The 15,857-nt window shown below is 43.3% G+C and carries 11 protein-coding genes; all 11 read right to left on the bottom strand.

Annotation, left to right across the window (positions count from 1 at the left end; genetic code table 11):
* Positions 1 to 22: 22 nt before the first annotated feature.
* Positions 23 to 1,603 (bottom strand): PepSY domain-containing protein, encoded by a 1,581-nt coding sequence (locus tag QZ995_RS01450; protein WP_301802059.1) that lies wholly within the window; start codon positions 1,601 to 1,603, stop codon positions 23 to 25.
* The gene (locus QZ995_RS01445) at positions 1,584 to 2,129 is read right to left on the bottom strand and encodes an RNA polymerase sigma factor (RefSeq protein WP_064017765.1); all 546 of its coding nucleotides are present in this window, start codon (positions 2,127 to 2,129) and stop codon (positions 1,584 to 1,586) included. The genes QZ995_RS01450 and QZ995_RS01445 overlap by 20 nt, the downstream gene beginning before the upstream one ends.
* A 188-nt stretch (positions 2,130 to 2,317) precedes the next feature.
* Complete coding sequence (locus QZ995_RS01440; RefSeq protein ID WP_301802054.1) at positions 2,318 to 3,514, bottom strand: hypothetical protein; 1,197 nt, start codon at positions 3,512 to 3,514, stop codon at positions 2,318 to 2,320.
* 764 nt (positions 3,515 to 4,278) lie between these two features.
* Positions 4,279 to 4,653 carry a CbrC family protein gene (locus QZ995_RS01435; RefSeq protein ID WP_301802252.1) on the bottom strand — a complete coding sequence of 125 codons (375 nt, stop codon included), beginning with the start codon at positions 4,651 to 4,653 and terminating at the stop codon, positions 4,279 to 4,281.
* 287 nt (positions 4,654 to 4,940) lie between these two features.
* Positions 4,941 to 5,414: a hypothetical protein gene (locus tag QZ995_RS01430; RefSeq protein WP_301802052.1), complete on the bottom strand. Its 474-nt coding sequence runs from the start codon at positions 5,412 to 5,414 to the stop codon at positions 4,941 to 4,943.
* A gap of 5 nt (positions 5,415 to 5,419) precedes the next feature.
* Positions 5,420 to 11,443: an RHS repeat-associated core domain-containing protein gene (locus QZ995_RS01425; protein ID WP_301802051.1), complete on the bottom strand. Its 6,024-nt coding sequence runs from the start codon at positions 11,441 to 11,443 to the stop codon at positions 5,420 to 5,422.
* Positions 11,444 to 11,486: 43 nt separating this feature from the next.
* Positions 11,487 to 11,912: a DUF4280 domain-containing protein gene (locus tag QZ995_RS01420; RefSeq protein ID WP_301802049.1), complete on the bottom strand. Its 426-nt coding sequence runs from the start codon at positions 11,910 to 11,912 to the stop codon at positions 11,487 to 11,489.
* Complete coding sequence (locus tag QZ995_RS01415) at positions 11,913 to 12,458, bottom strand: serine protease (RefSeq protein ID WP_301802047.1); 546 nt, start codon at positions 12,456 to 12,458, stop codon at positions 11,913 to 11,915.
* A complete protein-coding gene (locus tag QZ995_RS01410; protein WP_301802046.1) occupies positions 12,430 to 13,704 on the bottom strand; it encodes a pentapeptide repeat-containing protein in 1,275 nt (424 codons plus the stop codon). Before QZ995_RS01410 ends, QZ995_RS01415 begins: the two co-directional genes overlap by 29 nt.
* Positions 13,705 to 13,738: 34 nt before the next feature.
* Complete coding sequence (locus QZ995_RS01405) at positions 13,739 to 15,163, bottom strand: contractile injection system protein, VgrG/Pvc8 family (protein ID WP_301802045.1); 1,425 nt, start codon at positions 15,161 to 15,163, stop codon at positions 13,739 to 13,741.
* Positions 15,160 to 15,813: a hypothetical protein gene (locus QZ995_RS01400; protein WP_301802044.1), complete on the bottom strand. Its 654-nt coding sequence runs from the start codon at positions 15,811 to 15,813 to the stop codon at positions 15,160 to 15,162. The genes QZ995_RS01405 and QZ995_RS01400 overlap by 4 nt, the downstream gene beginning before the upstream one ends.
* Between the last annotated feature and the right edge of the window lie 44 nt (positions 15,814 to 15,857).

Here is a 15,857-nt window from a genome sequence, read left to right as displayed (position 1 = left end):
AGAAGGTAACATCACCTTATTATCAAATTACTTCACCAGTCACCGCGTCCACATATAGCCTAGGTGTGTCATGATAATATATCTGATACACCAAGTGAGGAGTTACTTTTTGTTGCTTCTTATCCTCTAGCATGATATAGACCAAAGATAGCGGCCGTTCTTTCAAGTAAATAGCAGCAGCAGCTTCTGGTGTCATTGCTTTCGATTTGTCCGGTAGTGCAGCAGAGCCTTGTACGCTGTAGCCTAGATCAAGTCCAATTACCTTCTCTGTTATGGTATCAAGCGTTACCGAATAGCTTTTGTTAATCACGGGTATGCCTTGATGCGACCTTATAAATCGATAGGTTTGAGTCAAACCTGCCTTTTTAACGTCTATCAATTGAAGCTCCTTCGTATTAGCATCCATATATCTTTCGATGATCCTCGTTGCCGTTCCAGCTAATTCCTTGTGAATCGCATTGGTAGAAACATTCGGATCCTCTATATCCGGTGAACTAATCCTAAATCCCATTATTTGTCCGTCAAGGGTCTCAACCTTTAGTATTTTTCCTTCCTCAATTTGCCAGGAATATTGTTTGTAGTTCTCCGTAGATACAGCATCATCTGTCGCATAAGGTCCAAATACAGCGATGCCAAATTCCTGTTGAAGGATTCTCGCAACCTCCTCTGGGCTATGAGCAGTTAGTTTTTTACTCTGGGCTGCGATCGGAATAGGCTTACTAGATTGTTGACCTTGCTCTTCTTCCTTCGCTTCTCTTACTTGTCCACTGACTGCATCTATATAGCCTGAAAAATTAAATTCATAGGTAAGACGCGGTTGTTCATCTCCTTGGTAAACTAGTCTCATGTTTTTCATAAATAATTGTGTTGCTTTCGCTTTAGATATGGCTTGCTGTGGCAATGGAAATTTCAGATTCGTATCTGTGTTTTTTGTAATGGTTGATTGTTTTAGTTGCCCTGATTCATCTAATTCCACTTTATAACTGTCTGCCAAAAAGGGGATTCCATTTACCATCCGGTTCATAAAAATGTATCCGCGCGCTGGAGCAGACAGTACTGGATTTATTTGATAATCCTTTACATCCTCGCCACCGAGCTCTCGCAAATAGGTCAATGCCTTTTCCTTCGGGGCAGGACTATTCGTTTCTTTCCTATTCTCTTTTGGTTGTGATCTTGGAATGATCACATCGTTTTGTTCTTTTCCTTTAGTCGCTTGTTTTTGGACAGGGGAGTCCTTTAGAGAAATCGGTTGCTTAGATACGGGCTGCTGTTTTTGTTCCTGCTGTTGCTGTTGCTTTTGCTTTTCTGATACCTCAACAGGGGGCTTCGCAATAAACTCCTGTTTCGTAGGGTAGCTGGACATAGGTGGCAAAGCCTCTTTATTCATTGAAGGTGCAAATAGGTACAATAGAAGTGCGAATACACTTGCTAATCCCAGCCCGTATTGAACTGGCCGAAATAATCGGCTTCTCTTGTGCACCGCAACATTCGCCCGATGCTCTAGCCGGGCACGTAACGTTTCCACAAAGTCTTTACTTGGTTTGTTTTTTGTATGTAATCTTCTTAAGCGAACAAGCATTTCCTTATCTTTTTGCCAATCCATCGTACAGCTCCCCTCCGATCCGTCCTGCTAATTCCTTTTCAAGCTTTTTTAAGGCCCGATGCAAGGTCACTTTCACCTGTGATTCCGAATAATCCATGATAGAGGCCGTTTCTCTGACGCTGTATCCTTGAATTCCTCTTAGTATGACAACCATTCTGTAATGCTGTGGGAGTTTCTGGATCGCTCGGATCAACTCCTGTTCCTCCTCCCAGCTTTCTACTTCTTTTTCTGGCAAACCATCTGAAGACACATGCTTTTTAAGCACATCAATGGAAAACAGACTTTTCCATCTTTTCTTGCGATGATAGTCAATAGCAATGTGCTTTGCTATCGCAAATAGCCACGTTTTCATATTTGCCCTGCTCTCATAGCGTTCCAAGGCACGGATCACACGGACAAAAACCTCCTGTGTCAAATCCTCTGTATCATTTTGATTGCCAGTATAATAGAGCAGAAAATGATAGACATCCAAATAATACTGCTCATAAATGAACAGCACCTGCTGTTTTACATCTTCGCCATACAATGCAGTTCCTCCATTCAAAATCTCTTTGTTGATAAGTCTCTCAGGCTACAAGAGCAACAATTGCTGAGTGTCCTGCTACTCTGATTTTGTTTAATGCTTTTGTCATAAAGCTTACCTAAGTAGCTCTGTACTTAGCTTTATTCCTAACGTTTGGTTACCGCTGTTTATTTACCTGATCATTTTTACAATTAGCCATCGAAGCCGTATATTTTACCGTCTGCCCCCACCTCTAAGGCATAATGCTCTTTTTCAGGAGCTGAACCATCTAGGATGACTAGCGTTACCCCATTTCTTCCCGGCGTGATGATATTTCCTACTGTGTAGCTTGTTTCTTTGCCTCCTTGGACACGCTTTACGAAATCAAATGCCTTTTGTTTGGCCAGCTCTGGGGATGCGCCTTTGCCTGACGGTCGTTTTTCAAACTGCAAATAGACAAGCTTGCCTGTTTCTTCGTCTATTTGCATTCTGACTTCTTCTTTTTTATCAGTCTTTGACCTTTTAAAATAAATATCATAAAAAGTATTATATGTAGATAGGCTAATTTCTTTTACATGATACTCTCTTAATTCCGGGTAAAGTACAAGCATCCGATCAAACATAGCCTGTGCCGGCTTTGTCAGCTCGTCATTTGGCATGTCCCGATTTTCGAGGTCAGCCGCATACCATTTATCGAATAAAATTGGTTTTGTTGCAGCATTCAAGCTTTCAATTCTACCATTTTCACCGAAACGCACCGAAACGTAAGTTGCTAGATTTTTCTTATTTGGAAGGCTGATTCGGAAATTAACGACTGGCGGCAGGGTTTTAACTGGAATTAGCTTGCCTTCCCCTTCTTTTTCTTTTTTGATTTCTCTCCATATAGAAATCGGCAAGGAATTCTTTGCCTTTTCTCCATACAATTTTTCTAGTAAAAGGGCTGCTTGTTGTTTAGCTGTTTCATCGGTGATTTGTTTTTCCGAGCCCTTTAAAGAAGTGTACACACTTGTCCCCTTTGGATATTCTGTTCGTTCGAAAAAGCCGAAATATAATAATTCCCCGGTTTGTCTGTCTAATTGAACTTGGACGATTGGGGTGTTACCCGCACCATTCTTGCTTAATATTACGTTGATTAATTTACTCCATCTTTTTGTAAGCTCAATCTTCTGATTTTTATATTCCTTGATTTCAGGAAAGGCTAGCGTCAGCTTTTCTATCACACTTTTTACCTGACGATTGATATCAGCTTGGTGGGTGATTTCTCCTTGTGTAGAGGTGGATTTTTTCCCAGTAGTCTTCGTATCTATAGCCAAAACCGGTGAGATCGGTACAAAAAATAGCGTTATGACTGAAGCAATTGATAGAAATCTGTATTGTACTGACATCGTTTTGTTTTTGGGGGTATTCATCTTATCTCTCCTCAATGTCTACTTTTTTTAACCTCTATTAGTCGAACCAAGCGGGAAATGGTTACAGTTTATCTTTTTTATTAGGAAAATGATATGTATATCATTGAATTGGTGAGGGGAGATGAGTTCGTTTTGCGTCTCATAATAAATCCGAGTTGTTCAAAGTCGAATCGGGGTTATAGATAGTATAGATTTCTGTCGGGGATGATATCTTGATATAAGAAACGTTTCAGCCTGGAATGAAAGTGTCTTGCACATTACAAAAGGTTGCCGATTATATCGACAAACCTAATCTGAATGAAAGCAGAGCTAGTTTTACCCATTTTTTCCGTTTGAACCGTGTTCCTTTTCGAATAATTTTTTCCGAATATTTTGTATAAAATCCTCTTATATCGAATTTCTTTTTCAAAAGGCATTGACCTCATTTCAAGAATTTTACCCAACGGTGCTTCATCTTATAGGGACATTTCAATCATTTTTTGAGATGTCTTTCGGTTAACTCATTAAAGTCATTATAATTTGGGACAATCGCTATTTGTAATTGCTTTACAATGAAAAGCATACCTTTTTGTTTTTCCATAAAACCACTTTATGCGTATGATTTGCACATAAGAAAACCCGAATAAGGGCTTTTATTAATGTCCATTATTCGGGTCTCATTATTAGGTATGATCAGAATGTAATCTATATTTTCCATACTTTTTACATTAAAACAAGTATAATCCTATATCTTCACCTAATTGGTCAACAGATAAGCCATAATTTTACTCTAAAAGGCTTATCTCTTCTTGTAAATCATTTCTCATCGTATTTAGTTCACTTTTATCCAAATATCCAACAAATGAACAAAATTCATTACAATGACTTGGCCATTGCGGTTCTTGCCAAGAGATATAACTAGGCGTGCGGAAGAGCAATTCTTCTAAGTTGTCATCATGTATAGGCTCAACTTCATCATATCCCATAAAATACATATACTCGTTTGTTTCATCATTAAAAGAAATAGACAATAGCTTATCTTTATATTCTACCGTACCTTGTAAAACCCCTTTAAACTCCATAGTAGCTCTTCCATCATAAATACACCATGGACAAATATTATTCACGTCATCAACGGAATAAAATGGACCAGAATAAATATACGTCGTTTCATTGTTACAAACTGAACAATTTCGTTAAAATACCATGTTTGTAAACGTTAGGGTGATACTTAAACTTCGGCGAATTATCTCTCATAAGAATAATCCTCCTGCAAGTAAATAAACCAAAAATACATAATACTTCTATAATTACACTTAAAAATTGATTATTTTGATAGAACTTGAATTCTGTTCTTATCTTCCAACCAATTATTTTTCTTGACATAAAAAAGGAAAGTAACCTTAATCACTATAAAGATGATTAAGGTTACTTCTATAATAACTTACTATATTAATTGATGGTCTTTTAATAGTTGATACCAGTCATCTTTACCAGCAATTTCAACATAGGCTTCTCCAAAAACATATTTTTCCAAAAAGTCATCAAATTCGCCATAACATTCTATTTTTAGATTGACTCCTGGTTCGCCTATTAAACAACTTAATTGCCCATTTTTTTTATTTATAAATAATGGATATGGTTCAATTTTACCAATACATATCCATTCTTCAAAATCACCCGGCATATCTGTGACAGGAAATTGAAATTCATCCAATTCATTTTTCCCAAAAATAATAACACTTCCACATCTAAAAGATGAATATTCACTTAAAAAAACATAATAATCGTGTAAGGGACCACTCTTAATATTAGTGTCAATTTCTAATTCTTTTTCTATATCTCCTATAACTAAGTTAAACGGATCTTCTTCAAAAATATTTTTTACTAATTCTATTTTCTCCCTAATTTTCTCACGCATTATTTTCACCTCTCCACTTTAATTTTTATTCTAGCGTTATCAGGTACGCTCTTCATTTGATTTGCAATATTTGTTCCCATTCTTCTATTTGTAAACCAATCCATTAATTTAAGATTTCTTTTATGATCAATTCCGTCCAGTTGTAATTCCCATCTATGATCTGGATCCATTTTCTTAGATACTTTGGCAATTAGTTTTTTCGCCCCCTCTTTGTCCTTACTATAGTACATTCTAATTATTCTTTGTATTACTTCTTTTTTGTATTCTCTTGTAATCTTTGGATCTCTTACAGAAGGTGTTTTACGTAGTAAATTAGAGTCACTCAATCTCTGTAAATGCTTTACTTTACGATTAAAGTCTCTTAAATTCATATCATAATATTTATCACCATATTTGACATTAGTTTCATACTTCAGATTTATTTCATAGTAATCACCTAGTTCATCTGTCTTTTTAACAGCCTTCCCCTTCTGACACTGCCCAGTCCCAAGCCCCGCCAACCCCAGCGGATCAATAAACCCTACTGGGTCGCCATTCACATAGGCAAATCGGTTGAAGGTCTGCCCTTCTGTCACGTCTCCTGCTAAAATATCTCGATTCAGGAACCGCTTCAGTCCGGGATGATAATACCTCGCCCTCATGTAATACAAGCCATTCGGGTCGGTCATGACACCGTCTCTACCATTATAGCAAAACGGTTGGGAGGTTGTACCATCGTGTTGTTCTAATTCGCCATACACTCCGTAGCTGTAGCGGTCGGTGACGCGCCCGCTCCAATCACTCAGCATTGTGGTGCTGCCGCGCATATCCATATGATAGGACAGGTAATTTCCTTGCGCATCCTCTCGGCCGATCAGGCCCTGCCCATACACATAATAGGCTTTCGGACTCCCATCTTCCCCCAGCTCCATGAGAACACGGCTAAATACTGCCTCTTGGTCGACTACATAGCGTGTCGTCTTTCCCTTCCAAGTCATCGAGGTACGTACGAACTCGGCATCATAGGTGTAGTGTGCTTGACCGGTGCGAACTAAGCGATTACGGGCATCATATGCATAGGTATGGGTTTGCTCATTCTCTGTCCAGACGAGAAGATTGCCGTCTGCATCCATCTCTACTGGCTGTTCATTAACATGGGAAAGCCGGTTGTCCTTTCCATACCCCATCGCCTTCTTCGGTGCGGTCTCTACCGTCCCGATTCCTGTGACGTTTCCGCCTTTATCGTAGCTGTACCAGACACGACCGCCGGGCCATTCACCGCTTACCAGTCGTTTTAAAGCGTCATAGGTGTACTGCTTTTCCTCTTCCTGTACAATTTGCCCTAGCTCATTGTACACGTAGCGGTATTTTTGAAGCATTACGCCTTGGCGGTTTTGATCCCACAGACGCAGCATTTGTCCAGCGGCATCGTAACTGCGATGCTCGATGGTTCCATTTGGTCGGACTGTCTTGATTAATCGGCCATTTTCGTCGTAGGTGTAGGTTGTACGGCGTCCTGCCCAGTCTTTTACCTCCGTGAGCTGTCCGGCTACATCGTAGGTATACTGCACAACCTTTCCATCTGGATAGATAAGGTGCGTTAGCTGGCTATTTTCGTCATAACAATATCGGATGGTATTACCGTAGCTGTCTGTGCAAGCAGTGACACGTCCTAAAAGGTCATACTCCCGATGCTTCGTGCCTGCTCCTTCTTCCTGTACCGCAACGAGATTGCCGTCTGTATCGTATTCTCTTCGAACGGTGCTAACCTCGTCCTTTTGCTCGATAAGCTGACCTGCGGCATCGTAGCGATAGTGGGTTTCTTGGCCTTTAGCATTAGTTCGCTTGTGCATCCAGCCTCGTTCATCGTAGGCAAAATGAGTAGCTTCCCCGGTGGCGTTTTGTTCCACTACCACTAGCCCACTTTGATCGTATTGAAGCGTCGTTTCGTTTTCGTTGGCATCGGTATAGCTGATGAGACGACCTTCCTTGTCATATTGCTGACGATAGATCGCGGCATCGTTTTCCATAGCCTCGGTTAAACGAGCAACAGCATCATAGGCGTAGGTTGTGGTTTGTCCGAGGGCATTTGTCTTTTTGGTGCATTGGTATAATTTATTAAAGCCGTACAGCGTTGTATGACCCAGGGCATCTGTGGCAGAAACGAGATTGCCTCCTGCATCATAGCTGAAGTCCTGTACCTTATTCCCCAGTGCATCCCAAACCTGAATGAGGCGTCCGTTTTCATCATAGGCGGCTTTCTCCGTTCGGCCTAATGGATCTGTAATAGAAATAATGCGCCCCATTTGATCCCGCTCATAGTGAATCTCTGCTTCATTTGGCTGGATGACAGTAATCAATTGGCCCTCAGCATCATACCGATAGGTGGTTGTCTGTCCCAGCGGGTCCGTTACGCTTTCCATTGGTCCCAGCACATGATAGCGATAGCGGGTGGTTGCTCCTGAAGGCATCGTTTCTTCTACGCGTTGATCAAAAGCATCATAGGCAAAGGAATACTTGCGTCCGAGCGGGTCAGTTACTTGTACGATGTTATCGTTAGCATCATAGGTGCGTCGTACTTTTCCACCCCGTCCATCTTGGAACGAAGCAATACGACCAACCTCGTCGTAGCCTACCTGTATAACACGGCCTTCTCCGTCATAAACTGCGGTGAGTAAGCCTTTGTCATCGTATTGATAACGGCTCGTCACACCATTCGAATCCGTATAGCTTACGCGTTGTCCGTGCTCGTTGTAGCCAATCTCTGAATGACTTTCGTCAGGACGAGCAATGCTTATCAGACGTCCGCGCTCATCATACGTGTAGCTTGTGATGCCACCCTCCGCATTGATTTCGGACAGCAGTAAATCATCCTCACTGTATACATATCTGGTTGGATTTCCCAGCGGATCGACTACTTGAATCAGGTTACCGCGTGGATCGTACTCATAAGTGGTCGTCTCTTTTCCTACTGTTTCGGCAATCATTTGACCTCGGTCATTATATTCATACGTAACGCGGCTGCCGTCTCTTTCTTGTTTCTCTACAAGTAGCATCCGTTCGTCATGAATCATGACCTCCGTTGCACCCAGACGGTCTGTGAAAGTCGTAATCGTTGACCCAGGTATGCTTTCTGTGTCATAGGTGAACGTAGAGGCTAGTCCTAAGGCATTGGTCTGCGCAATAACTCGCCCCTCATGGTCATAGGTGTTGCGATATTGCAAAATCCCATCCACAGTAAGCGACTCGATCTGGCCTTGCTCGGTATATGTTAGCTCGCTGATGGTTCCATTCGGATCGATGAATTGGCTGAGGCGCCGCGATTCATTGTAATCAAATTGCACACTGCGATAAGCATCGTAGACACTATATAATAGTCCGTCTTGTCCATATTTTAAGGATAGAGAGCGACCAGTAATGGCGTCTGTCATTTTAACAAGGCGATTTGAAGAATCATGAGCAAAGGTTAACGCTTGTCCCAAGGCATTCGTTTGTTTGCTTACTTGTCCATTGCGTTTAAAGTAGTAGGTTTCTCGCGTATTTCGGTTGAACAGCTCAAAACCATTATCGAACTGGCGAAGCTCATAAAACATCATGTCGACATCCGTTGAACGGAATAAAAGATTCTCTGCACTCGTCTGCTTAAACACATTTCTTCTGCCTGTGTTCCACCAGATGGTAATCTCACCTTGGTCAATACGCTCTATGTCGGCATGCATTTCATAATTATGCGTCCAAGCTTTGCCAAGTACGCCTTGCTGAAGAAGCATTGAATTATAGTGTAGCTCGAATACCCATGTCTCAGCCCCGTACAGCTTTAGAGTAGGATGAATAATAAATTGCGAGCCAGAGCCAGCATGGATCGGATCGTCTACACAGCTTTTTTCATTGGCTTTTTTCGGATTCTTTTGTTTGGCCTTTTCTGCATTTCTTGCTTTTTGAGCGGCCTTTTTCCGCTCTTTTTTCGATAGCTTTTTCTTGCCTTTGTGTCGGTTCCTTTTGCCCCCCATTAAGCCCGCAACAGTGGCAATCTCACTGCCAGCCACTTCTTCTAGCACTTGATATCCTGCTTCTGTTGCAACTTCTTTTGTAACAGCCTTACCAACCTTGCCAACCCGGCTGTTTGCAATTGCCTTGAACTTCATACTGCTTTTCATTTTCTGAACAGCTTCCAGTTGGTTGACACTGCTCTTTAGCTTACGCGAGGCGGTGTATACCTTTCCAACCACTGCATCCGCTACCTTTGTCGTTGCTTTGGCTACATCGGCCGCTTTATCAGCTACCTTGGCTGCTGTTTTTCCCATTTTTAACGCCTTCGCGGCTTTCATTCCGAGCTTAGCACCGGTTGCGGCAGCTCCAGCAAAGGGAACGCACGCCGCCAACGAAAGAGCCGCTCCTGCATAATCTCCGCGAGCTACCGAGATACCAGCATTAACTACATCGGCAACGATTCCAACTACCGGAATCATCCCCACCACATCAAGCGCCAATTGTACACCATCCAGTAAGCTTCCCCAGAAGCCCTTTTCTTCCTCCGGAGGCGGTGGCGGCGGTGCCGGGTCTTCAGGCTCTGGCTCCGGTTCTAGATCAGCCACTGAGACAGGCGATTTAATTAAACCATCTACCTGTAGCACCGTTCCCTGAATATCCGTCTCCCCATCCAGCACAATACTGCTTTCCTTACACAGCAGATAGATGGCCTCCTGCGCTTTAATCTCGAACTTGGTATCTGTCTCAATCTCCAAATCCTTTTCCGCGGAAAACATAATCGCCTTATCGCTGTGAATCTCAATGCCGTCTTCTACATCCAGCTTAATAAACATCTTGCCTTCTTGCGTGTCCTTGGCAGTGAGCACAAAATCAGAGCCGCCTAGCTTCATTTCCTTGCCAAAGTTAGTCCCCCAATATTTCACGCTTGGATCGCCCATCTTCGGAGAATCCTGCCCTGTTTTGCGAACAGAGCTCATCGCTACCGCTCCATCCTCCTGGCTGGTTGCAAAATAAATCTGGATAGCGTCTCCCTCCTGCGGCATGCAATGAAAGCCGTCAGCTCCTTCTGTTGAATAGACGGAAGAATACGGAAACCACCAGGCCTTGCTCTTGTCTTGGGTTTGATCGATATCGAGATGCACCTTGACGGTATCTCTGCGAATCTCAATAATCTTTCCTTCTAACGAGACACCTGTTAGCTGTTCATTTCGAATCGGGTTCTGCAAAATGCCTTCCTCTTGGCAAAGGGTGTAGGTATAGAGCAAGCCGCCTTCGATAAAACGCGCTTTAGATGCCGCTACGGTCAGCTCCTTCTCCTGAAATAGCACCTTGTCCCCTAATGCAAAATACTGTCCGCTTACTGCCGTATAGTGAGTGAAAGCCGTCTCGTCTAGCTCGCTGCCATATCCCGTGGTAGCTTCCGTGTACCTGTCTAGTGATCTTGCTACACCGTAGTGATAGTCTTGCAGTTGTCCTAATTTTCCATCAGGAACTCCAAGTGAAAACTTCGGTGTTTTAGAGCTTGTTTCCGGTAATAAAACTGCACCAAAACGAGACGCCATTCGCTTAATGAACGCCCAATCTGTCTCTTTATATTGCAGCGTAAAGCCTTTTAATGTTGCATTGTTTGTAGCGTAATCGAGATAGTCTGATCCTGGATAATCCTTTAAAATCAAATCTAGCAGAGCTGTGTACGTCATGTTTTTATCTTGAAAGGATCTGGTCTTCTCTTTTATATCGAGCTGGCTCGTCAGCGAGATGCCTTCTAGCTCGATATAGTAGATGCCACGAACAGCTCGAACTCCGATATTTTCTACGAGTCCTGTAAATAGATTCCTGACCACTCGACCATTCTCTACCTCGTTGACCTCGATGATATCGCTACTTGTGGCCATTGCGATGTAGCTATCCTTCTTCTCTTCCGGAATGATTCCGCTCAGATATAGCTTGGCGTGGTCGTTTGCTTCTTTGACTAGCTGTAAATCCTGCAGCGTTTGTATATCGTAGGGAGATACTACTTGAATATTTCCATATCCCGCTACTTTAGCTGTCGTTTTCACACACAATCCCCCCTCCCGATGGGTGGTATGGTCTCTTCTAGATTTAGTCCAATTCCTGTCCGTCATCGATGATGCTTATTTGTCCGCCGCAATGTAGACACATGTTGGTACAATCGTTGAGCAGGACGGGCGCACCTTCGATCAGCTTGTCCTCCTTGCCCCCAATCCACGGCATGGTTACGATCGGCATGCATGGCATACGTTTTAAATAGCCGCCATTTGCTTCCGTCGCCGCTGCTACCTCCGGATTGGCTAAATTACCGCATCTGCCAAAGGGCATAATGTTTACATTCGGCACAAAATCATTAATGTTCATTTGCGCCTTGTCTTTAATAAATACCCCGTGGCTTAGCGGCGTTTTCAATCTACTTTTTTGAGTGCCAAAGGTGCAGGTGAGGATGGCTCCTGCTACCACATAGCTTTTCTTGGCTCCTTCTCCACCTTCGATTTGCACGTCTTCTATGGCCATTTACATCTCATCCTCTCTGTGAGCCTCCAGCTCGACTTTTTGAAGCCGGATGCCTGTAAAATCCCGGCGCAGAATACTTTCCGCCAGCCCTAAATTCACTACCAGATGCTCTTCACGAATCCTGTCTATCTGAAAAAGTGTTCGTCTGCCAATCTTGTTCTGATCTAATATGAGGCGTTTTATTGTATTGTCCTGATAAAACTCAGCCTTAGCTGATAAGCAGTCGATACGCGGGGGCACAAACACCCAATACAAATCCTGCCTCATCTGCTCCCGATCTGCGAGTACAACAGCCTTGCACAGCATTTTGGGCACATATTTGACTACTAGCTGTTTTAGGCGATCAGATAGCAACGGAATAGGACGTTGAATAAAGTCTACGTAAGTGACATGCTCTCTTCGCTGAATGGGAACCTGCAAGACCAATTCATCCAAAAGATGCACCTTCTCTTCGGTTAGCATCTCTTTGGTTAGCAGATCGGTAAGTCCCGTAGGCTCCACAGCGTCAAGTATGCGATTATCTTGAGACAGGATAAAATAGCTCATGTAGATATGCCTCCTCGTTCTCTGCCTCTATCCATAAAACAGCGGCTTTCTGTCGCTCATCTAAGTTGAGCTTGACTCGATCTTTTATCGAAAAGAAGGCACCATCTACATCTGCTCCAGTAAAATCAGCAGATGCTACGCTAGCTCCAGCAAACACAGCTTCACGTAAATTAGCATCTGTGAAGTTAGCGTTCGTCAAATCGGCTCCAGCAAAATTCACGCCCGCAAGATTAGCTTTACTAAATTGAGCTGATGCTAATTGGGCATTGACGAAGCTAGCCTTTGACAAGTTGGCTTCAGTAAAGGAAATTTTCCAAAAGCCTGGCATTTCCCAACTATCTGGCTCCAGCAATCCTTTAGAAGCTTGGATTCCCCCAAAGTCTGCCTCTGACAGCTCACTATGATCAAAATTAGCTCCAAATAGCAGGCTGTAAGAGAAATCTGTCCGGACTAGTCGCGAATGATTCCACCTTGTGCCGAGGAGTACACAACTATTTAACCGAGCGTCGGATAGATCACTCTGCTCAAAACGTGAATAGCGAAAATCCAGCTCGGAATACTCCCCCCCAGACAAATTCAATTGGTCGAAAACCTCATAGGCATATTCTTGTTCACTGCCTTCCTCGATCCACTCCCTGACCGATTGGGTATCCCGTACTCGCCGATCTATTTTATACACGACCTCGCTCACATCCATATATTCCCCAACGCGTATTTCAACGACATCCTCTGTGGATAACGCTGCAAATTCCGGAGATTGAATCGCTGTAGGCAAGGCATATCTAGCCAATTGAATGACGTACTGATGAAAATGCACGGCTTCTCTCAAGACGATTTGTTCCACGTCAGGTAGCGTAATAGCCCCCATATATGCCTTTCTACCGCTGTTGATATCGTCCTTTAATTGGTCTAAATACTGTAATGCCCAGCTTGCATCATATTCTGTTTGGCAAGGGTTCCGATCGAAAAACCAGGAGCTATCTGTCGCCTCCACTAAATAAATCGCCCGCCCTACCGCCAATTCGGTTCGCAACAATGAAAAGGTAAGATGACCAAGTAAGGGTTTGTTTTTTCGAATCTGCTCGATTCCTAGCTGGTTGCAAATCCGTTGAAAATCGCTTGTCCAGTCTGTGGATAATGTATTTTTATGTGTCTGAAAATCCTTCTCCAGACGCATCAATGCTTGCACTCGTGCAGGCTCCACTACATTGGCCATAAAATGCGGCATCGCTTCTGTCCTGTCCATTCTCCCCCTCCTTTTTTCATAAAAGCTTGCGCCACTAGTTTGTCTTGGTCTCATTCCCCATGATCATGGTGTTGCCGTCCATCTTGATATTGCTTTCCTTGCAGGTTATGTTGATCTCTTCCTTAGCCGAGATAATCACCTTTTTCTCGGAGTCCATCATGATGTCTTCCTGAGAGATGATCTTGATTTTTTTCTTACTCATGATCTGAATGCCGTCCTGATCATTTAACCTGATAAAAATCTCACCGTCCTTAGCAGTGATCACGACCTCACTAGGGCTCATCATGAGCTCCTTGCCATTAGGTGTACGGAAATATTTAATATCCGGATTGCCTAGCTTATTATGCTGCGCCTCTCCCACATCCTGACGAACAGAACTGCTAGCGACCCCATCGCTTTCTTTATTGCTGGGAAAATAGACGCGTACATGGTCATTGAGCTCTGGCATACAATACCAGCCACTGTTTCCTTCTGCGGTATAAACGGATGAATAAGGGAACCAATGCGCTTCGCCTTTGTTCTGGCTTTCGTCGATCGAGAGGTGCACCTTCACCGTGTCTTTGGCCACCTCAATGACCTTTCCTTGCACAGAGGCTCCGACGATTTTCGAGTTAAACAGCTTGTTTTGGCTCATTCCTTTTTTGGTGCAGAGCGTGTAAACATGCTTTAATAATCCCTTTTTCATTTCGGTGTAGGCTTGGGCCACAAACAGCGTTTTGCCTAGGAACTGCACCCCATGTCCTACCTCCAGCACTCTGTCCGATTCCACTTGATAATAGATAAAATCGTTCTCTTCAATCCCTGGGATATGATTCTCTGACGAATGGCGGAAAGCAGACATGCGTTTTTTTACGCTATAGTGAAAATCCTCCAATTTTCCCTTCGAGCCACCCTCTGGCATTCCGAAATAAAACTTAGGCTTATCAAAAATCGAAGCTGGAGCAAGACCTGCGTTAAATCGAGAAGCCATTCGCTTGAGGAATTGCCAATCCGTCTCGTCATATTGCATGGTAAATTCTCCGAGCTTACCGCCTTTAGATACACTGTCCATCACGTCCAGTCCAGGGTAGTCGGCAGCAATCTGCTTGATCAGAGCAGAGTAAGTCATATTTTTATTTTGGAAGGAACGTTTTTTACGTTTTATGTCCAGCTTGTAGGAATGCGAGACCGCTTCGACCTGCATATAATAGATGCCTCGCACTGCTTTGATTTCAATATGCAGTACAAGTCCGTTAAAAATAGGCGTACTTCCGCCCTTTTCGTCAATCTGGCTGATCGTTATCGGTGTCTCAGCCTGCGTTATTTCCACGTAGCTATCCTTTAGCTCCTCTGGCACAATACCTGTAAAGGTAACTTTGGCATGCTCATTGATGGTTTTGATCATGACAAGCTCTTGCAGATTGACTAATTGATAAGGGGAAACCTGGAGATTGTGATATGCGATTACCGTGGAACTCACTCTTCCTCTCCTCCTCTTTGGTCACTATGGATGACTGCCGCTTCCATCATGCCTCGCGCTACAAGCCGCCAGTCGTCCATCTCATCTTCTGTACAGTTGAACGTACATAGCAAAGCCTTGCCATCTAGCTCAGTAAAAAACATAAAATTATAAAGGTTAACATTGTAAGCCGGGGTCAAGAATTCACAGTAGCCGATCGGTTTTCCATTCACTTCCGCTACACCATCTCCGTACCATTGAAGAAGCTTCTGCGTCTTACGCAGCAAATTCACCATCGCTGCTGTAAACTCTTTTATTTCAGCATCAATCAATCTGGTTTGGGTGTGGTTAATCGCTACATTAATGGAACCGGTGCTATTGGTAAAAATCAGGGTAGGTCTGCGTTCTGAAGGGTATTTTAATGCCGCCGTCTCAGGCGCCATTGGGGTAAATGCTTTCGGCATAGGGATGCGTAGTTTATCCTTTAATAAACTACGCTCTGCAAATGAAATCAGCTCACCGTCAATCTTGACTAACGATTTTCGCAGATCGTACGCCCATTTGGGATCGAGTTCCTGCGCATTTTTTGACTGCTCTTCTGGTCCTGATTCGTCCTTTTTCTCATCCTGCTCCTGTAACATCGCAATAATCTTCTCGTCCATATGCTCCATAACAGTCACCTTCCTTTCTTTGTCCATGCATGCTTCGATGTGCC

The organism is Brevibacillus laterosporus (assembly GCF_030489605.1).
In the GTDB taxonomy this organism is placed as follows: domain Bacteria; phylum Bacillota; class Bacilli; order Brevibacillales; family Brevibacillaceae; genus Brevibacillus_B; species Brevibacillus_B laterosporus_E.
Note: the sequence above shows the minus strand (reverse complement) of the source record. Positions and strands in the feature narration are given on the sequence as shown.

Excerpts from the sequence above, each read along its gene's own strand:
- QZ995_RS01450 (WP_301802059.1), bottom strand. The coding sequence starts at position 1,603 with ATGGATTGGCAAAAAGATAAGGAAATGCTTGTTCGCTTAAGAAGATTA.
- QZ995_RS01440 (WP_301802054.1), bottom strand. The coding sequence starts at position 3,514 with ATGAATACCCCCAAAAACAAAACGATGTCAGTACAATACAGATTTCTA.
- QZ995_RS01430 (WP_301802052.1), bottom strand. The coding sequence starts at position 5,414 with ATGCGTGAGAAAATTAGGGAGAAAATAGAATTAGTAAAAAATATTTTT.
- QZ995_RS01420 (WP_301802049.1), bottom strand. The coding sequence starts at position 11,912 with ATGGCCATAGAAGACGTGCAAATCGAAGGTGGAGAAGGAGCCAAGAAA.
- QZ995_RS01415 (WP_301802047.1), bottom strand. The coding sequence starts at position 12,458 with ATGAGCTATTTTATCCTGTCTCAAGATAATCGCATACTTGACGCTGTG.
- QZ995_RS01410 (WP_301802046.1), bottom strand. The coding sequence starts at position 13,704 with ATGGACAGGACAGAAGCGATGCCGCATTTTATGGCCAATGTAGTGGAG.
- QZ995_RS01400 (WP_301802044.1), bottom strand. The coding sequence starts at position 15,813 with ATGGAGCATATGGACGAGAAGATTATTGCGATGTTACAGGAGCAGGAT.